Source organism: Mycobacterium sp. (assembly GCF_051006775.1).
Classification (GTDB): Bacteria; Actinomycetota; Actinomycetes; order Mycobacteriales; family Mycobacteriaceae; genus Mycobacterium.
On the sequence record NZ_JBPCSX010000211.1, the window covers coordinates 1 to 18567 of the forward strand.

Below are 18567 nucleotides of genomic sequence, written 5' to 3' on the forward strand. Positions count from 1 at the left end.
CTACCCGCCTTCGGCGGCCAGCTGTCCACACGCGGCCGCTATCTCCCGACCCCGGGTGTCCCGGACCGTGCACGTCACCCCTTGCGCGCGCACCCGTCGCACGAACTCCCGCTCGACCGGTTTCGGGCTGGCGTCCCACCGGCTGCCCGGCGTCGGATTGAGCGGGATCAGGTAGACGTGGGCCAGCTGCCCCAACGCCTGATGCAACTTCTTGCCGAGAAGGTCAGCGCGCCAGCCCTGATCGTTGATATCGCGAATCAGTGCGTATTCGACCGACACCCGCCTGCCGGTGACATCGGCGTAGTACCGGGCGGCATCGAGCACTTCGCCGATCTTCCAGCGGTCATTGACCGGCACCAGGGTGTCGCGCAACTCGTCGTCGGGGGTGTGCAGTGACACCGCCAGCGTCACCCCGAGCCGTTCGTCGGCCAGCTTGCGGATGGCCGGCGCAAGGCCGACGGTCGACACCGTCACCGAGCGGGCGGAGATCCCGAAACCCTCCGGCGGCCCCGCCGTGATCCGCCGGACCGCGGCCACCACGCGGGCGTAGTTCGCCAGCGGCTCCCCCATCCCCATGAAGACGATGTTGGACAGCCTCTCGCCGTGAAGGTCACGCAGTGTGACCGCGGCGGCGCGGACCTGTTCGAGAATCTCGGCGGTACTGAGGTTGCGGGTCAGCCCACCCTGACCCGTTGCGCAGAACGGACACGCCATCCCACAGCCGGCCTGCGACGAGATGCACACCGTGTTGCGGTCGGCGTAGCGCATCAGCACACTCTCGAAGGTGGCTCCATCGTTACCGCGCCACAACGTCTTTCGCGTCTCCCCTGCGTCGCACTCGACGTCACGGACCACCGAGAGCAGGGGTGGGAACAACGCCGCGGCCACCGTGTCGCGAACAGCGGCGGGGAGATCGGTCATCAGCGCAGGGTCGGCAACCAGCCGACCGTAGTACTGGTTGGCCAACTGATTGGCGCGGAACGCCGGCAGGCCCAGTTCGGTAACCGCGGCCACCCGACCATCGGTGTCGAGGTCGGCGAAATGCCGCGCCGGCATGCCGCGTCGGGGCGCTTCGAAAACCAGGTCCTGCTTCACGCGTTCAGTATCAGGCCAGCAGACTGAGGACGATCCAGCTGGCCACCGCAGAGGGCAGTGCCCCGTCGATCCGGTCCATCAGGCCACCGTGCCCGGGCAGCAGCGTGCCCATGTCCTTGATGCCGAGGTCACGTTTTACCTGCGACTCGACCAGGTCGCCCAGGGTGGCGGTGATGACGAGCATGATCCCCAGCGGCACCCCGACCCACCACGGCCGGTGCATCAGGAAAACCACCGCCAGCACGGCAGCCGTGGTGCCGATGATCAGCGAGCCGGCCAGACCCTCCCAGGACTTCTTCGGGCTGATCGCCGGCACCATCCGGTGCTTACCGAACAGCACCCCGGCGGCGTACCCGCCGATATCAGAGAACGCCACCCCGAACATGAAGGTCAGCACCCGAGCCCAGCCGTCGGGCGGGTACACCAGTAGCGCGGCGAACGCGGCGAACAGCGGAATCCAGGTGGCGAGGAAGATGGTGACAGCGACATCGCGAAGGTAGTTGACCGGCTGGCTCTGCAGGCCCTGGCTCAGCAGCCGCCAGATCAGGCAGACCAGTACCGTCCCGCCGTATCCGCCCAGCGCGCCGGCTGCGCCGAACGGCCAGGTCAGCCAGATGATGGCCTGCCCACCCAGCAGCAGCGGGATGAGCGGGATCGAATACCCCGCTTCGCGCAACCGCTTGACGACCTCATGGGTCGCGATTGCCATCGCCACCGACAACACAAGCACCCAGCCGCGGGGCGCGAACACCAATGTGCCGATCACCAATGCGCCGAGCAGCACACTGACGCCGATAGCGGCGGGGAGGTTGCGGCCGGCCTTGGATGTCTTCGCCGGCGGGGATTGGCTCTGTGGAGGGGTGTGCGCCACGGTGATCGTCTGCCGGGTCCTCAGACCTCCAGCAGCTCGCCTTCTTTGTGCTTGACGAGTTCGTCGATCTGCGTGGTGTAGGTGTGGGTGCTCTTATCGAGTTCCTTTTCGGCGCGGCCGACCTCGTCCTCGCCGGCCTCGCCGTCCTTCTTGATGCGAGCCAGCTCCTCCATCGCCTTGCGGCGGACGTTGCGCACCGAGACCTTGGCGTCCTCACCCTTGCCTTTGGCCTGCTTGACCAGGTCCCGGCGACGCTCCTCGGTCAACTGAGGGATCGACACCCGGATGATGTTGCCGTCATTGGTCGGGTTGACACCCAGGTCGGAGTTTCGGATCGCCTCCTCGATGGCACGTAACTGACCGGCCTCGTAGGGCTTGATGACCACCATCCGGGCCTCGGGCACGTTGATGCTGCACATCTGCGTGATCGGGGTGGGGGACCCGTAGTAGTCGATGACGATGCGGGAGAACATACCCGGATTGGCCCGACCGGTCCGGATCGAGGCCAGATCGTCGCGGGCGACGGCCACCGCCTTCTCCATCTTCTCCTCGGCATCGAAGAGTGCCTCGTCGATCATTGGCGCGGCTCCATCGGTTCTCCCGTCAGGTGGTGAGCGTCAGCTCGTTACCAGTGTCCCGATCTTCTCACCCGCGACGGCCCGGGCGATATTCCCGTTCGTCAGCAGGTTGAAGACCAGGATCGGCATTCCGTTGTCCATACAGAGGCTGAAGGCGGTGGCGTCGGCGACCCCGAGCCCGCGGTCGATCACCTCCCGGTGGCTGATCTCGGTGATCATCGTGGCGTCCGGGTTGGTCCGGGGGTCGTCGGTGAACACCCCGTCGACCGCCTTGGCCATCAGCACCACTTCGGCCCCGATCTCCAGGGCGCGCTGCGCGGCGGTGGTGTCGGTGGAGAAGTACGGCAGGCCCATACCGGCGCCGAAGATGACAACCCGGCCCTTCTCCAGGTGACGACGGGCCCGCAGCGGTAGATACGGCTCGGCGACCTGACCCATCGTGATGGCGGTCTGAACCCGGGTCGCAATACCTTCCTTCTCCAAAAAGTCCTGGAGCGCAAGGCTGTTCATCACGGTGCCGAGCATGCCCATGTAATCCGACCGGGTCCGCTCCATACCGCGCTGCTGCAACTGTGCGCCGCGGAAGAAGTTACCGCCGCCGATGACGACCGCGACCTGCACACCGGTGCGCACCACTTCGGCGATCTGCCGGGCAACCTGGGCGACGACGTCGGGATCGAGGCCGACGGCCCCGCCGCCGAACATCTCCCCACCCAGTTTCAGCAGCACCCGCGAATACCCGGGCCGGGATTGCGGTCCGGTGCCGTTGATCGTCGGCTCGCCCATCGGACTCCTCACCATCGTCGGGCTGGCGGCATCTCGGGGATGGCTCGCATCCCGGAGAAACCTCCGGAACAGCAAGATCATCCTGCCTCATCGGGCCTGCGGCCGGTCGCGGGGGTTCACCGATTCGCCATGGGGCTAGTCTGAGGATTGCACTCGGGGGACCTAATGCGGTCTGCAAGCTACGGTCTGCAAGCTACGGTCCGCGAGACTGGGAACGGGAGTTGAGCAAGGGTGGCACTGCAAGCCCGCGCTGAGGCAACGCGTCGCAAGATCATCGAAACAGCCGTCGAGTTGTTCGGCCAGATCGGCTACGGCGAAACCGGACTCGCCGGTGTCCTGCAGCGGGCCGGGGTCAGCAAAGGCGCGTTCTACTACCACTTCGACTCCAAAGAAGCCGTCGCCACGGCGATCATCGACGAGTTCAACAACCGGACCGTGACCGCCGTCGAGGAGAATTTCGATGCCGCCGCACCGACTCTGGACGGCATCATCGCATCGACGTTCGCCGTCCAGGGCCTGATGCATCGCGATCCCGCCACCCAGATCGGCCAGCAGCTCGCCCAGGCCCTCAATCAGGTGAGCAGCGCCGGGTCCCGGGTCTACACCGGGTGGACCGCGGCCTTCGTCGAAATGGCCGGCGGGGTCGCACGGGCCGGCGGGCTGCGCCCCGATGTCGATCCCGTCGATGTGGGCGAAGCGATCTGGGCCGGCATCCTGGGCTCACACCTGGTCTCGGCGGCCTGCGGCGACGACCCCTACGTCCGGCTGGCCAGGTCGTGGCGGATGCTGGTGTCATCCATCGCACCCCACGATGAGGTGAGCCGTCTGCACGAACTGCTCGACGACATCGTCGATAGGTACCAGGCCGCCGTCTAGTCCTGAATCCCCGGCCACGGTGCGGCCGATTCGAGTTCGTAGGACAGCTCCAGCAGCCGGCGTTCGTGACCCAGGGGCGCGGCGAACATCATGCCGACCGGTAACCCGTTCGCCGATTGCGCCATCGGCAGCGACACGGCCGGCTCCCCGGTGGCGTTCTGCAATGGCGTGAACGCGACCCATTCGACGAGACGGTCGATGACTTGCTGATAGTCCGCGGTCGGATCGAGGTGACCGATCCGAACGGTCTCGTCGGCGAGTGTCGGTGTCAGCAGGATGTCGTGGTCGCGATAGAAGCGGTCGGTGATCTTGCGTAACCGGCTCAACCGGGTGATCGCCATCGGCAGGCGGTGCAGGTTGCGGGTGGCGTGCCGATCCAGTCCCAGCGTCAGATTGTCCAACCGGGAACGGTCGAAGGACTTGCCGAAGCTGCGCCGTCCGGTGCGCACCAACGCCATCGCCAGCGACGCCCAGTAGACCAGGAAGTCGTCGACGAAGGAGTCCGGGACCGGGTTGTCGTCGAGATACTCGACGCGATGGCCGAGGCTCTCGAGCAGGGTGGCGGTTCGCAACGTGTGGTCCCGCATGACCGGGCTGCAGTCCCGTCCCACAGAGCGGGTGACCACGGCGATCCGCAACCGGTCGACGCCCGGACCGGTGACCGCGCCCACCGGCGGCAGAGCCCGGTTGCGCCAGATGCGTTCACCCTCGCGGTAGAACGCCGCGGTGTCGCGCACCGAGCGGGTCAGCACACCGTCGTTGACCAGCCGCACCGGCATCTGCCGGGACATCTTGTCCAGCGGGAGCCGGCCGCGGGACGGTTTGAGCCCGACCAAACCGTTGCAGGCGGCCGGGATCCGGATCGACCCGCCGCCATCGTTGGCGTGCGCGATCGGGACCACACCGGCGGCGACGAAGGCACCCGAGCCCGAGGACGAGGCCCCCGCGGTGTAGTCGGTGTCCCACGGATTGCGAACCGCGCCGAGACGCGGGTGCTCGGCGGCGGCACTGAAGCCGAACTCCGACAGCTGCGTCTTACCGATCGCGATCAGGCCGGTCGCCAGGAAGAATCTGGCGAAGTCACCGTGTCCGGGTTGCGGGCGGGCATCCCAGGCGTCGGCGCCCTGTCTGGTCGGCATGCCCTCGACGTCGACGTTGTCCTTGATGAAGGTCGGCACCCCGTCGAAGTAACCACCCTCGCGGACGCCCGCACGGATGCGGGCGCGCGCGAAGTTCTCATGCGCCAAGCCGTTGAGGACCGGGTTGACTTTCTCGGCGCGCGCGATGGCCGCGTCGACGAATTCAGCCGCCGAGACCCGGCCGGTGCGCATGGCATCGACCATTGCCACGGCGTCGAGATCGCCGAGTGCATCGTCTCCGAAGGCGTTGACGCGCCGCATGATCGGCCGGCCCGCTAAGCCTGCCCCACCTCGAAGCGGGTGAATCGGGTGACGGTCACGCCCGCCTCGTCGAGCAGAGCCTTGACCGATTTCTTGTTGTCCGACACCGACGGCTGCTCGAGCAGCACGACATCCTTGAAGAACCCGTTGACGCGACCCTCGATGATCTTCGACAGCGCGGCCTCGGGCTTACCCTCGGACTTGGCGGTCTCCTCGGCAACCCGCTTCTCGGCGGCCACCAGATCGGCGGGTACCTCGTCACGGGTGAGGTACTTGGCCTTCAGCGCGGCGATCTGCAGGGCCACCGCATGGGCGGCATCGGTGTCACCGCCCTCGAACTCGACCAGCACACCGACCGCCGGCGGCAGATCGGCGGCCCGCTTGTGCAGGTAGGTCTCGACCTTGCCGTCGAAGTACTGCGCACGGCGCAACTCGAGTTTCTCGCCGATCTTGGCCGACAGCGCGGCGATGGCCTCTTCGACGGTGTGGTCGCCGATCTTGGCGGCCTTGAGCGACTCCACATCGTTGGCCTTCGACGCCAGGGCGGCATCGACGACCTGATCTGCCAGTGCCTGGAACTCGGCGTTCTTGGCCACGAAGTCGGTCTCGGAGTTGAGCTCGATCAGAGCGCCGCCCTTGGCCGCCACCAGACCCTCGGCGGTCGCGCGCTCCGCACGCTTGCCGACGTCCTTGGCGCCCTTGATGCGCAGCACCTCGACGGCCTTGTCGAAATCGCCGCCGGTCTCGGTCAGCGCGTTCTTGCAGTCCATCATTCCCGAGCCGGTGAGCTCACGAAGCCGCTTGACGTCGGCTGCGGTGTAGTCCGCCATCTCAGCCTTCCTCGACGATCGTGACGGTCTCGGTGACCGACTCGGAGGCCACCGGACCCGCCTCGGTCGGGGCGGCCTCGATGGCCGCACCGGCGAGCAGTTCCTGCTCCCACTCGGCCAGCGGCTCAGCCGCGGTTGCGTCGGAGCCGGACTTGTCGCCGGCACCGGCACCACCGCGGGCCTGCAGACCCTCGGCCACCGCGGAGGCGATCACCTTGGTGAGCAGGGCGGCCGACCGGATCGCGTCATCGTTACCCGGAATCGGGTAATCGACCAGATCGGGATCGCAATTGGTGTCCAGGATCGCGATGATCGGGATGTTCAGCTTGCGCGCCTCGGCAACGGCGAGGTGCTCCTTGTTGGTGTCGACGACCCAGACCGCCGAGGGCACCTTGTTCATGTCCCTGATACCACCGAGGGACCGCTCCAGTTTGTTCTTCTCGCGGGTCAGCATCAGGATTTCCTTCTTGGTGCGACCCTCGAAGCCACCGGTCTGCTCCATGGCCTCCAGCTCCTTCATCCGCTGAAGGCGCTTGTGCACGGTGGAGAAGTTGGTGAGCATGCCGCCGAGCCAGCGCTGATTCACGTACGGCATGCCGACGCGGGTGGCCTCTTCGGCGATCGATTCCTGCGCCTGCTTCTTGGTGCCGACGAACATCACCGAGCCGCCGTGCGCGACGGTCTCCTTGACGAACTCGTAGGCCTTGTCGATGAAGGTCAGCGTCTGCTGCAGATCGATGATGTAGATGCCGTTGCGGTCGGTGAAGATGAACCGCTTCATCTTGGGATTCCAGCGTCGGGTCTGATGCCCGAAGTGGGTGCCGCTGTCGAGCAGCTGCTTCATTGTTACGACAGCCATGTCGTGTATTCCTTTATGTCGGTTGTCGCACGGCTTCGTGTGAAGCCATGCCCTGGCGTCTGCGCGCATACCAACCCGCCGGAACGGGACCAACTGGCATGCGCGGGCAGCTGTCGCTTGGCGACCCTGCCATCAGGCGCGCGAAGTCAATCCGCTGACGCGAATTGCGTGCCTGAGTTTACACACAGCCACCTGCTGATACCCAATCGGCGAGCACCATGACGGCATCTCCGGCGCAGGGGTGCTGAACTGACCCGATGCGGTTGGTGGCGGCGGTACTGAGTGTGCTCCTCGCGTTGTCTCCGACGTGCCGGGCTGACGCCGGGCGCCTGGCGTGGCCGCTTCGGCCGGGCACCCCGCAGATCACCCGCCCGTTCGATGCCCCGACGCCGGACTGGCGGCCCGGCCATCGGGGTGTCGACCTGGCCGGTTCCCCAGGTCAGCCGGTGTATGCGGCGGGCCCGGGCGTCGTGGTGTTCGCCGGGGTGCTGGCCGGGCGGCCGGTGATTTCGGTGGACCATCCCGGCGGACTCCGGAGCAGCTACGAGCCGGTCGAACCGTCGGTTCGGCCCGGACAGCGGGTGGACGCCTCGACCCCGTTGGGCCGGCTGCTCGCCGGGCATGCCGGCTGTCCGGTGCCGGCCTGCCTGCACTGGGGCGCCATGTGGGGACCTGCGGCGCGGGCCGACTATGTCGACCCGATGGGCCTGCTGACGGTGACACCGATCCGGCTCAAGCCGCTGGCCGGCCGGGGTTCCGGTTAGGCCCGCGGGTGCGCCTGGTCGTGCACCGCGCGCAACCGCGCCACGGTCACGTGGGTGTAGAGCTGGGTGGTGGCCAGCGAGGAGTGCCCGAGGATCTCCTGCACCACCCGCAGGTCGGCCCCGCCCTCGAGCAGGTGGGTCGCCGCGCTGTGCCGCAGACCGTGCGGACCCATATCGGGTGCGCCGTCGACCGCGCCGATGGTCTGATGCACGACCGTGCGGGCCTGCCGTGGATCCAGCCGGCCGCCACGCGGGCCCAGCAGCAGCGCCGGTCCCGAATCGACGGCGACCAGTTCGGGTCGACCGTCGCGCAGCCACGACTGCAGCGCGCTCAGCGCCGGGGTACCGAACGGGACGGTCCGTTGTTTGTTGCCCTTGCCGAGCACCCGGATCACCCGGCGGCCGGTATCGACGTCGTCGATGTCAAGCCCGCACAGTTCGCTGACCCGGATGCCGGTGGCGTAGAGCATCTCGACGATCAGCCGATCGCGCAGCGCCAGCGGATCGCCCTGCTGGGCGCCCAGGTCGGCGGCGTGCAGTGCGGCCAGCGCCTGATCCTGGCGCAGGACGGCGGGCAGCGTTCGACGCGCTTTGGGCATCTGCAGCCGGGTCGCCGGATCTGCCGCCATCAGGCCGCGGCGGCTGGCCCAGGCGGTGAAGGTCTTCACCGCCGAGGTGCGCCGGGCCAGGGTGGTGCGGGCCGCGCCGCCGGCTGCCTGCGCCGCCAGCCAGCCGCGCAGGACCGGCAGGTTCAGCGCGTCCAGGCCCGCACCCGGCGCCCGGGTCTCGAGGAAGGCGAACAGCGAACGCAGGTCGGTCAGATACGCCCGGCGGGTGTGTTCGGAGCGGCCGCGTTCCAGGGCGAGATGCTCGGCGTATTCCTCAAGCACCGCTGCGAACCGGTCCGCTGCGTCAACATCGGCGTCCACTCCCCTACGGTCGCAGAAATTCCGGCCTAATCACCATTGCCACACCGACATGTCCCCGGGCGGGTACTGATCGCAGACGTCGGTGGCGCGCGCCGCAACGCCTTTGTTGTTGAAGAACAGTTTCGCGTGGTTGGGCCACTGAAAGACCAGCGGATCGGAGTAGATATCGGTCGCCATCTCCTCTGACCAGGCCCTGCGCTGTTCCGGGGTTTTCCCGAAGAAATCGTGGATGAAGTCGCGGGAGGCCTGCTGAATCTCAACGGACTTGTTGTTGTAGTCGATCATGTAGCGCTCGTAGTAGACCGGCCGCACATCCCGGACCGCGGCCATGATCTGTTCTGCCGTACACGCCGTGACGATGATCCGGTGCGGGATCGGATAGTCGTCGGTGGCGTCGGCCCTGGCCACACCGGGAGTCGCCCCGGCGAACAGGGCCAGGGCCAGGGTCATTCCGGCGCCGGCGGGCGATCGCATCAGCCCTTCTTCCGGAACAGGCTCCACCGTCGCGGCGGTAGTTCGTCTTTGGAATGACCGCCGCCGCACCAGTCGGCGGCCGGCACGCTGCGCCGGACCATCTCGACATGCTGTCCGCAGCCGGCCCAGGTGGTCTTACCGCAGACGCGGCACTTCGTCGCACGACACATGGGGTTTCCTCTCCTAAGGGTCGATTCCAGCATACCCCCTTGGGTATTCGCATATACCATGGGGGGTATGGTATTACTAAGACGTGATCGAACGATGAAGACGTACCTCAAGTCCCTCGTGGGCCTGCTCAAGCGGTTCTGGGTTCTCGCGATGGTCACCGTCGCCGTCCTCGCCTCGGCCGCCGTCGTCGCCAGGCTGCGCACCTTCTTCGACTCCGACAAGCCCTATGTCGAAGCATCGCTTCCGGCCGACGTCCCCAAGCCGATCAACGTCAAGCGGGTGACCTATGAGATCGTCGGGCCCCCCGACGCAACCGGGCGGGTCAGCTACCTCGATGTCACCGGCGAGACCGTGGAAGCGGGATTCACGGCGTTGCCGTGGTCGGTGACTGTGAGCACCACCGATCCCGGCGTGCTGGCCAATGTGGTCGCCCAGGGTGATACCGCCGCACTCGGCTGCCGCATCCTGGTCAACGACAAGCTGGTCGCCGAAGATCAAGCCGAGGGCCGTGACGCCCAGGCCTTCTGTCTGGACAAAGCCGCATGAGCGCCCACGGCAAAGGTTCGGGCAGCGACTCCCGCACGTTCGTCCCCCGCACCATCCGCGCTCTGGCGGTTCCCCTCATCCTCATTTGGGTTGCCTACACCGCGGCGGTGAATCTGCTTGTCCCGCAGGTGGAGAAGGTCGGTATGGCCAACGCCGTGTCGATGTCGCCCCAGGACGCACCGGCGGTGATCGCAGCCAAGCGGATGGGCGCGAAATTCCAGGAGTCCACCTCCGACAGCATCGCCATGGTCGTTCTCGTCGGCGCCCAACCGCTCGCCGAGGACGCGCATCGGTATTACGACACCCTCGTTGCCAAGTTCGAGGCTGACACCGAGCACGTGCAGCACGTCCAGAATTTCTGGGGCGACCCGATCACGGCCGCCGGCGTGCAGAGCAGCGACGGTAAGGCCGCCTACGTCCAGCTCAACCTGGCTGGAGACCAGGGCAGCACGCAGGGCAACAAGTCCGTGGATGCGATTCGCGAAGTCATCCACGAAACCCCGCCCCCGGCGGGACTGCAGGCCTATGTCACGGGCCCGGCCCCGCTGACCACGGACTCACTCGAGGCCAGTGACAGCGGCATGATCAAGATGACCGTCGTCACGATGATCGTCATCACCATCATGCTGTCCATCGTCTACCGGTCGGTGAGCACTGTTCTGCTCATTCTGGCCATCGTGGGCATCGAGATGGGCTCCGCCCGCGGCACGGTCGCGGTGGTCGGCAAGCTCGGCCTGATGGACTTCTCGACGTTCTCGGTTCCGTTGATGACGGCACTCGCGATCGCCGCCGGCACCGACTACGCCATCTTTCTGATCGGCCGCTACCACGAAGCCCGCCAGAACGGAGAAGATCCGGAATCGGCCTATTACACCGCGTTCCACGGCGTCGGCCATGTCATCCTCGGCTCGGGATTGACCATCGCGGGCGCCATGCTGACCCTGCGGCTGACCCGGCTGTCCTACTTCAACTCACTGGCCTACCCGTCGGCCCTGGCCCTGATCATCGTGGTGGCCGCCGCCATGACCGTCGCGCCGGCAATTCTCGTCGTGGGCAGCCGGTTCGGGCTGCTGGATCCCAAGCGGATGATGAAGACCAAGGGCTGGCGCAAGGTCGGCACGGCCACAGTCCGTTGGCCCAAACCGATCCTTGCCGTGGCGACCTCGGTCGTGCTGCTGGGCATCCTGGCCATGATCGGCTACAAGACCAGTTACGACGACCGGCGCTACATTCCCGCCGACGTCCCGTCCAATCTCGGTTACACCGCGGCCGAGAAGCACTTCAGCACCGCGCGCCTCAATCCGGACATCCTCACCGTCGAGGCTGACCATGACATGCGTAACCCCACCGACATGATCGTGCTGGATCGAATCACCAAGGCGCTGTTCCGGATCCGGGGTATCGCAATGGTGCAGGGCATCACCCGGCCACTGGGCTCGCCGATCGCACACAGTTCGATCCCGTACCAGATCAGTATGTCCTCGGTGCCGATCACGCAGAATCTGCAGTTCCTGAAGCAACGTGTCGGTGACATCAGCGGAATGTCGGACGATCTCGGCGCGATGATCGGATCGATGACCGAGATGCAGAACCTGATGACCCGGATGTCGGGGGCGATGAACGCAAGCGTCGAGTCCGCCAATGGGATGGTGGCTTCCGGTCAGCGCAGCGTCGCGGACATGACTGTGATGAAGTCGACGCTGGATGAGATGCGTGACCGCGTCGCTGATTTCGACGATGCGGTGCGTCCGATCCGGAATTACTTCTACTGGGAACCGAACTGTTTGAACATCACGGTGTGCGAGGGCATCAAGGCCGCCTTCGACGCCACAGATGGCGTCTCGAAGTTCAGCGACAACATGGCATCCCTGCAGACCGACATGACCGCGATGATCGGTGGCATGGATCAGATGGTCGGCGGAATGGGCGATATGAACTCCCTGTTCCCGAAGATGGTCGCCCAGTTTCCGCCGATCATCGCGACTGCGACGATGATGCAGGGGACCCTGCAGACGATCCACAGCAGTTTCGACGGACTCATCGAGCAGATGCAGCAGATGACCGACACCGCCACCGCGATGGGTCAGGCGTTCGACGCGTCCAAGAGCGACGACTACTTCTATCTGCCGCCGGAGGTGTTCGCCAACCCCGACTTCCAGAAGGGTCTGAAACTGTTCCTGTCTCCGGATGGCAAGGCGGCACGACTGATCATCACCCACGATGCGAACCCTGCTTCCGAGGAGGGAATCGCGGTTGTCGACGACGAACTCGTCGCGGCGCATGAGGCGGTGAAGGGAACCTCGCTGGCAGGCTCGCAGATCTACCTGGCCGGGACCGCGGCCACCTACCGGGACATCCAGTCCGGCGCCAAGTACGACACCATGATCGCGGCCTTCGCCGCGCTGACGCTGATCTTCATCGTGATGCTCGTCATCACCAGGGCCCTGGTGGCATCGATGGTGATCGTCGGAACCGTTGTGATTTCACTGGGCGCCGCATTCGGCCTGTCGGTGTTCATCTTTGAACGAATCGTCGGGATCGAACTCAACTGGATCGTGCTGGCGTTCGCGGTGATCATCCTGATGGCCGTCGGCAGCGACTACAACCTGCTCTTGGTGTCGCGATTCAAGGAGGAAATCGGCGCCGGCATCAACACCGGCATCATCCGCTCGATGGGCAGTACCGGAACTGTGGTCACCGCCGCCGGTCTGGTGTTCGCAGTCACCATGGGGTCGATGATCTCCGGCGACCTGCTCAATGTCGGCCAGGGCGGTATGACGATCGGGATCGGCCTATTGCTCGACACGCTGATAGTGCGCTCCCTGATGACGCCGTCCATCGCGGCCATCCTCGGCCCGTGGTTCTGGTGGCCACTGAAAATCAGGTCTCGTCCGTCCTATTCCGAACGGATGAATCATGTGACCGGATGGAACCCGGAGCGGATTCCGGACGTCTTCAACCCGGTCCGTGACGAGGGCGGATCACCGGACGACGGGTTGGTCCCGGCGGGTCAGACCTAGACGCGGGTACGGGTCAGCCGCCACCTCCCGTCCCGGCATTCGATCAGGCCGGCGATCTCCAGCATCGCCAGCGGACCCAGCACGGCGGTGGGAGGCAGACCGGCCGCCACCGCGATCTCGTCGGGCGTGCGCGCCCCGCGGCCGGGCAATGCCTCGTAGACCTTGAGCTCGGTGTCGGTCAGCGCGTCGAGGGGCTGAGTCGGATGCGGCTGCTCGTCGGCGAACTCACCTGCGCGGCCGATGATTTCGATGATGTCCGCGGCCCTGGTGACAAGCTCTGCACCGGAGCGGATCAGCGTGTGGCAGCCCGCCGAGGCGGTGGAGGTCACCGGACCCGGGGTCGCGCACACCACCCGGCCCAGCGCCCGGGCCCATGCCGCGGTACTGGCCGCACCGCTGCGCAGACCGGCCTCCACCACCACGGTCGCCGACGACAGCGCGGCGACCAACCTGTTGCGGGTCAGGAACCGGTGCCGCGCCGGGCGGATACCGGGCGGATACTCACTGATCAGCAACCCTTCGCGGCTGATGCGGTGCAGCAGTGCGGAATGGCCCGCCGGGTACAGGATGTCGACACCACCGGCCAGCACAGCCACCGTCGCACCGTCGGCGGCCAGGGCTGCGCGATGCGCTGCCCCGTCGATGCCGTAGGCGCCACCGGAGATCACCGCGACATCACGCTCCACCAGTCCGGCCGACAATTCCGCGGCGACATGATCGCCGTAGGCGGTTGCGGCCCTGGTGCCGACGATCGCGGCGGCCCGTTCGGTCACCTCATTCAGTCGGAGCGGACCGATGGTCCACAGCGCCAACGGCGGGCGACCCTGCGGCTTGTCGCGCACCGGTGCTCCACCGAAGGAGATGAACGACAGGACCGGCCATTCGTCATGGTCGGCGGTGAGCAGTCGGCCACCGCGGCGGTGCAGCAATTCCAGATCCTGGGCGGCACAGTCCAGTTCGCGACGGCCCTCGGTTCTGCGGGCCAGCTCCGGACCGACCGCGCCGCGTCGGACCCGCTGCGCTGCCTCCTCGGGACCGATGTCGGCGACGAGGGCGGCGAGTTCAGCGCAGGGCGATTCGGTGACCCTGGAAAGGTAGGCCCAAGCCTGCAGCCGGACGTCTGTACTCACGGTGTGACCCCGGCCTGCCGGAAGCTGAGCGCTATGGCCACGTCGTCGCGATTTGGCGCGGTGCGACCCCCGAGATCAGCGAGAGTCCAGGCCATCCGCAGGGACCGGTCGACCCCGCGGATGCTGATGATTCCCCGATCCAGGGAGGACTTCAGCGGCGCCATCGTGGCCTCGCCGAGGCGGAAGTGCCGGCGCAGCACCGCTCCGGTGACCTCGGCGTTGGTGCTGACCCCATGCGGGAGCCACCGCTCGGTGGCGGCGGCGCGGGCCGCCGCCACCCGCGCTCTGACCTGCGAACTGGGCTCGGCGGCCTCCGGTGCGAAGGCCCCGGCCCGTGCGGTGTGCATCTGGACTCGTAGGTCAACCCGATCGAGCAACGGACCCGAGAGCTTGCCGAGATAGCGCCGCCGCTGCGGCGGCGAACAGATGCAGTCCTGCGGGTTGGCCGGCGCGCACGGGCACGGGTTGGCGGCGAGCACGAGCTGGAACCGCGCGGGGTAGCGCGCCACCCCGTCCCGGCGGGCGATCCGGACCTCGCCGTCCTCCACCGGTGTTCGCAGCGCCTCCAGCGCGCTGATCCCCATCTCGGCGCACTCGTCGAGAAAGAGCACACCGCGGTGCGCCCTGCTGACCGCCCCGGGCTTGGCCATCCCCGCGCCGCCGCCCACCAGGGCGGCCACGCTCGACGAGTGGTGCGGAGCGATAAACGGAGGCCGGGTGATGAGCGGGGTGCGCGACGAGAGCGTGCCCGCCACCGAATGGATGGCCGTCACCTCCAACGCCTCGCTCTCGGTGAGATCGGGCAGCAGACCCGGAAGTCGTTGGGCAAGCATGGTTTTCCCGACACCCGGGGGTCCGGTCAGCATGAGATGGTGGGCCCCGGCGGCAGCGACCTCAACGGCGAAGCGGGCCTGACTCTGCCCCACCACGTCGGCCAGGTCGGCGACTTCCTCATGGGCCTGCGGCGGCATTCCGACCCGTGGATCAAGACCTGCGCCGCTGTCCAGCCAGTGCAGGAGATCCCGCAGCGTTCGCACGCCAAACACCTCGATGCCGTCGACGAGGCCCGCCTCGGCGAGGTTGCCCACCGGGACGATGATCACCGGCCACCCCTGCGCCTTGGCGGCCAGCACCGCAGGAAGCACGCCGTGGACGGGACGCACGCGTCCGTCGAGTGCGAGTTCGCCCAGCAGCACCGTCTTCTCCAGTCGCGGCCACGGCGCCTTGCGCCCCGCCGAAAGGATGGCCGCAGCCAAAGCGATGTCGTAGAGCGATCCGGTCTTGGGCAGCGTCGCCGGCGACAGCGCCAGCGTCAGCCGCGACATCGGCCAACTACGACCGCAATTGGTGATCGCCGCCCGAACCCGGTCCCGGGACTCCTGCAGTGCGGCGTCGGGCAGACCGACCAGATGAACACCGGGGAGACCGGAGGTGATGTCAGCCTCGATCTCGACGATATCGCCATCCAAGCCGCGGACCGCAACCGAGAACGCTCGCCCCAATGCCATCAGCGGACCCGCGCCATCAGCCGACTCCCCGCAGGTGCAACACCTCAGGGTCGCGCTGTCGGCCCGTACGTACCCCGATGACATCGAGGCGCACCTGCGCCCACCCGCTGTCCTGACCGGCGAGCCACAGCCCTGCCAGCCGCCGCAGCCGCCGCACCTTCGCCGGCGTCACGGCCTGCTCGACACCGCCGAAACCGTTGCCGGTGCGGGTCTTGACCTCCACGAAGACGACGGTGTCCGAACCGTCGGCTGCGATCACGTCCAATTCGCCGTAGCGGCATCGCCAGTTGCGCGCCACGATCTGCAGACCCAGGCTCTGCAGATACTCGACGGCGATCTGCTCGCCCAGCGCGCCGAGTTCAGTGCGTGTCGTCATGCGATCACACTGGGCCGGATGACCGACGGACCGGTTCAGTCGGGCGTCAACATGCCCGGACCATCCCCAGCGCGCCGTCGATGCACAGCTACTCGGGCAGCCGCAACTCCGGCTTCTCGACCTCTTCGATGTTGACGTCCTTGAAGGTGATCACCCGAACCTGTTTGACGAATCGGGCCGGCCGATACATGTCCCACACCCAGGCGTCGGCCAGCCGCAACTCGAAGTACACCTCGCCCTCGGTGTTGCGCGGCACCAACTCGACACTGTTGGCCAGGTAGAAGCGGCGTTCGGTCTCCACGACGTAGCTGAACTGTCCGACGATGTCCTTGTACTCGCGGTACAGCGACAGCTCCATCTCGGTTTCGTACTTCTCGAGATCCTCGGCACTCATCAGCTCAGCTGTCCTTTTTGTCCGGTCATATCAAACGGCGTACTTCCATCATGGCCCACTGCGAACCCGACCACCCGTCGGACGTTGATGAACGACTGCCGATGCTGGGCGCAGGCGCCTCGCTCGGCCAGTGCCGCACCATGGGCCGCGGTGCTGTAGCCCTTATGCACGGCGAATCCGTAACCAGGATGTTCGTCGTCCATCGCGACCATGATGCGGTCCCGGCTGACCTTGGCCAGCACGCTCGCCGCCGCGATACAGGCCGCCGCCGCGTCCCCGCCCACGACCGGCAGCGAGGGCATCGGCAGCCCGGGCACCCGGAAACCGTCGGAGAGCACGTACCCGGGCCGCAACGACAGTCCGGCGACCGCACGCCGCATACCCTCGATATTGGCCGCGTGCACCCCGCGCCGATCCACTTCGGCGGCCGGGATCAGCACCACGTGGTAGGCCAGTGCGTAGCGGCGGATCAGCGGGAAGAGTTCCTCGCGGGCCTTGGCGGTCAGCTTCTTGGAATCGTCGAGCGCGGACAAACTCTCGAACCGGTTCGGGCCCAGAACGCAGGCGGCGACCACCAGTGGGCCCGCGCAGGCACCCCGACCCACCTCGTCGACACCGGCGACCGGGCCCAACCCGCTGCGATAGAGCGCCGACTCCAGTGTCCTGAGCCCCGACGACCGCCGGATGACGGTGCGAGGCGGCCACATGGTCACATCCGCCTTCCTGGAAGGCATCTCAACCCTGCTGGGGGTCGACCGACGAAACACCACCCCAACGCGACGGCGGCCAGGCGATGAAGCGGGCCTTACCGATGACGTCGTCCACCGGGACGGTGCCGGCCATCGGGTCACCCGTGCAGATGATGCCCTTCTGCGCATCGGCGGGGGTGCTGGTGCAGCGCGCCCGGGAGTCCGCGGAATGGGTGCGGTTGTCCCCCATCACCCACAGCCGCCCGTCGGGAACCTTCACCGGGCCGAACTCATTGCCGAGGCACGGGTAGACGACGGGGTCGGCCATCATCGTGGTCTTGTCGATATAGGGCTCTGTGAGCTCCTTACCGTCGACGGTCAGCCCGGTGTCCGCGCGGCACGCAACGGTCTGACCACCTACCGCGATGATCCGCTTGACCAAGTCGTTCTCGTCGGGCGGGACGAAACCGACGAACGACAGCGCGTTCTGCACCGCCCGGATCGCCGGGTTGTCCGAACGGATCGACTTGTAACCGACGTTCCAGTTCGGCGGACCCTTGAACACGACCACATCGCCGGGTTCCGGGGAGCTGAACCGGTAGGTCACCTTGTCAACCATGATCCGGTCACCGACGCAGCCCTTGCAGCCGTGCAGGGTCGGTTCCATCGACTCCGACGGAATCAGATAGGGCCGAGCGATGAAGGTCAGCATCACGTAGTAGAGGACGAGCGCGATTCCGACCAGAACCGCGCCCTCCCGAAGAGCCGACTTCTTCTTGGGAAGCTCCGGGGCCTCCGGGGCCTCCGAGGACTCCGTGACGGGCTTGCGCTCGTCGTCGGATTTCGGGGTGGAGGTCACGCGATCAGCGTAGCCAGCGGGGCGCCAGGATCAACCAGGCACCGCGCTTGTGGCAGCGGCATGTCGAAGCTCAGCGCTTCTCTTTGATCTTGGCCTTCTTGCCCCGCAGCTCGCGCAGGTAGTACAGCTTGGCCCGGCGGACGTCGCCACGGGTCAGCACCTCGATGTGGTCGACATTGGGCGAGTGCACCGGGAACGTGCGCTCGACGCCGACCCCGTAGCTCTCCTTGCGCACGGTGAAGGTCTCCCGGACGCCGCCACCGGAGCGACGCAGGACGACACCCTTGAAGACCTGGATCCGAGACTTGTTGCCCTCGATGACCTTGACGTGAACGTTGATGGTGTCGCCGGGCCCGAATTCCGGGACGTCGTCGCGCAGCGACGCCTGGTCGATGAAGTCCAGAGTGTTCAT

21 protein-coding genes are annotated in these 18567 nt (G+C 66.8%); 4 read left to right on the forward strand and 17 right to left on the reverse strand.

Annotated features, from left to right (window positions below):
• Genes rlmN through pyrH form a run of 4 tightly spaced genes read right to left on the reverse strand, consistent with a single transcriptional unit; the run spans nucleotide 1 to nucleotide 3345 of the window.
• A complete protein-coding gene (rlmN, locus tag ACR2JI_RS14920) occupies nucleotides 1–1056 on the reverse strand; it encodes a dual-specificity RNA methyltransferase RlmN (RefSeq protein WP_526391424.1) in 1056 nt (351 codons plus the stop codon).
• 49 nt (nucleotides 1057–1105) lie between these two features.
• Entirely contained in the window at nucleotides 1106–1972 is an 867-nt protein-coding gene (locus ACR2JI_RS14925) for a phosphatidate cytidylyltransferase (RefSeq protein ID WP_526391426.1), read from the reverse strand.
• Between the two features lie 14 nt (nucleotides 1973–1986).
• Nucleotides 1987–2544, reverse strand: a complete 558-nt coding sequence (gene frr / locus ACR2JI_RS14930) for a ribosome recycling factor (RefSeq protein WP_526391299.1) — start codon at nucleotides 2542–2544, stop codon at nucleotides 1987–1989.
• A 39-nt stretch (nucleotides 2545–2583) separates the two neighbouring features.
• Entirely contained in the window at nucleotides 2584–3345 is a 762-nt protein-coding gene (gene pyrH, locus ACR2JI_RS14935; protein ID WP_526391428.1) for a UMP kinase, read from the reverse strand.
• A 216-nt stretch (nucleotides 3346–3561) separates the two neighbouring features.
• Here pyrH and ACR2JI_RS14940 point away from each other — a divergent pair, with 216 nt between their 5' ends.
• Nucleotides 3562–4206, forward strand: coding sequence for a TetR family transcriptional regulator (locus tag ACR2JI_RS14940; RefSeq protein ID WP_526391301.1), 645 nt, complete (start codon nucleotides 3562–3564; stop codon nucleotides 4204–4206).
• Here ACR2JI_RS14940 and ACR2JI_RS14945 read toward each other — a convergent pair.
• The 3 genes from ACR2JI_RS14945 to rpsB are packed head-to-tail and all read right to left on the reverse strand — an operon-like array spanning nucleotide 4203 to nucleotide 7295.
• Nucleotides 4203–5606, reverse strand: coding sequence for an amidase (locus ACR2JI_RS14945; protein WP_526391303.1), 1404 nt, complete (start codon nucleotides 5604–5606; stop codon nucleotides 4203–4205). The genes ACR2JI_RS14940 and ACR2JI_RS14945 overlap by 4 nt on opposite strands.
• A gap of 14 nt (nucleotides 5607–5620) precedes the next feature.
• Nucleotides 5621–6436 (reverse strand): translation elongation factor Ts, encoded by an 816-nt coding sequence (gene tsf / locus ACR2JI_RS14950; RefSeq protein WP_526391305.1) that lies wholly within the window; start codon nucleotides 6434–6436, stop codon nucleotides 5621–5623.
• 1 nt (nucleotide 6437) lies between these two features.
• Complete coding sequence (gene rpsB, locus ACR2JI_RS14955) at nucleotides 6438–7295, reverse strand: 30S ribosomal protein S2 (RefSeq protein WP_526391307.1); 858 nt, start codon at nucleotides 7293–7295, stop codon at nucleotides 6438–6440.
• A gap of 257 nt (nucleotides 7296–7552) precedes the next feature.
• On the opposite strand from rpsB, the gene ACR2JI_RS14960 reads away from it, so the two are divergent.
• Complete coding sequence (locus ACR2JI_RS14960) at nucleotides 7553–8059, forward strand: M23 family metallopeptidase (protein ID WP_526391309.1); 507 nt, start codon at nucleotides 7553–7555, stop codon at nucleotides 8057–8059.
• Here ACR2JI_RS14960 and ACR2JI_RS14965 read toward each other — a convergent pair.
• From ACR2JI_RS14965 to ACR2JI_RS14975, 3 genes are read right to left on the reverse strand one after another with little or no spacing between them, the layout of a single operon-like run.
• Entirely contained in the window at nucleotides 8056–8988 is a 933-nt protein-coding gene (locus ACR2JI_RS14965) for a tyrosine recombinase XerC (protein WP_526391311.1), read from the reverse strand. The genes ACR2JI_RS14960 and ACR2JI_RS14965 overlap by 4 nt on opposite strands.
• 30 nt (nucleotides 8989–9018) lie before the next feature.
• Entirely contained in the window at nucleotides 9019–9462 is a 444-nt protein-coding gene (locus tag ACR2JI_RS14970; protein ID WP_526391313.1) for a DUF5078 domain-containing protein, read from the reverse strand.
• A complete protein-coding gene (locus ACR2JI_RS14975; protein WP_526391315.1) occupies nucleotides 9462–9632 on the reverse strand; it encodes a DUF8730 family Cys-rich protein in 171 nt (56 codons plus the stop codon). The genes ACR2JI_RS14970 and ACR2JI_RS14975 overlap by 1 nt, the downstream gene beginning before the upstream one ends.
• A gap of 94 nt (nucleotides 9633–9726) precedes the next feature.
• On the opposite strand from ACR2JI_RS14975, the gene ACR2JI_RS14980 reads away from it, so the two are divergent.
• Both ACR2JI_RS14980 and ACR2JI_RS14985 read left to right on the forward strand, forming a co-directional pair.
• Entirely contained in the window at nucleotides 9727–10179 is a 453-nt protein-coding gene (locus ACR2JI_RS14980; RefSeq protein ID WP_526391317.1) for an MmpS family transport accessory protein, read from the forward strand.
• Nucleotides 10176–13199, forward strand: a complete 3024-nt coding sequence (locus tag ACR2JI_RS14985; protein ID WP_526391319.1) for an MMPL/RND family transporter — start codon at nucleotides 10176–10178, stop codon at nucleotides 13197–13199. Before ACR2JI_RS14980 ends, ACR2JI_RS14985 begins: the two co-directional genes overlap by 4 nt.
• Here the strand turns inward: ACR2JI_RS14985 and dprA are convergent.
• The 7 genes from dprA to rplS all read right to left on the reverse strand — a co-directional run bounded on the left by dprA (nucleotide 13196) and on the right by rplS (nucleotide 18567).
• Nucleotides 13196–14329 carry a DNA-processing protein DprA gene (gene dprA, locus ACR2JI_RS14990; protein ID WP_526391321.1) on the reverse strand — a complete coding sequence of 378 codons (1134 nt, stop codon included), beginning with the start codon at nucleotides 14327–14329 and terminating at the stop codon, nucleotides 13196–13198. The genes ACR2JI_RS14985 and dprA overlap by 4 nt on opposite strands.
• Nucleotides 14326–15837 (reverse strand): YifB family Mg chelatase-like AAA ATPase, encoded by a 1512-nt coding sequence (locus tag ACR2JI_RS14995; RefSeq protein WP_526391323.1) that lies wholly within the window; start codon nucleotides 15835–15837, stop codon nucleotides 14326–14328. Before ACR2JI_RS14995 ends, dprA begins: the two co-directional genes overlap by 4 nt.
• A gap of 16 nt (nucleotides 15838–15853) precedes the next feature.
• The gene (locus ACR2JI_RS15000; protein ID WP_526391325.1) at nucleotides 15854–16213 is read right to left on the reverse strand and encodes a YraN family protein; all 360 of its coding nucleotides are present in this window, start codon (nucleotides 16211–16213) and stop codon (nucleotides 15854–15856) included.
• 88 nt (nucleotides 16214–16301) lie between these two features.
• Entirely contained in the window at nucleotides 16302–16607 is a 306-nt protein-coding gene (locus tag ACR2JI_RS15005; RefSeq protein ID WP_526252249.1) for a DUF2469 family protein, read from the reverse strand.
• A complete protein-coding gene (locus tag ACR2JI_RS15010; RefSeq protein ID WP_526391430.1) occupies nucleotides 16607–17314 on the reverse strand; it encodes a ribonuclease HII in 708 nt (235 codons plus the stop codon). Before ACR2JI_RS15010 ends, ACR2JI_RS15005 begins: the two co-directional genes overlap by 1 nt.
• 28 nt (nucleotides 17315–17342) lie before the next feature.
• Nucleotides 17343–18155, reverse strand: a complete 813-nt coding sequence (gene lepB, locus ACR2JI_RS15015; protein WP_526391327.1) for a signal peptidase I — start codon at nucleotides 18153–18155, stop codon at nucleotides 17343–17345.
• Nucleotides 18156–18225: 70 nt separating this feature from the next.
• Complete coding sequence (rplS, locus tag ACR2JI_RS15020; RefSeq protein ID WP_526391329.1) at nucleotides 18226–18567, reverse strand: 50S ribosomal protein L19; 342 nt, start codon at nucleotides 18565–18567, stop codon at nucleotides 18226–18228.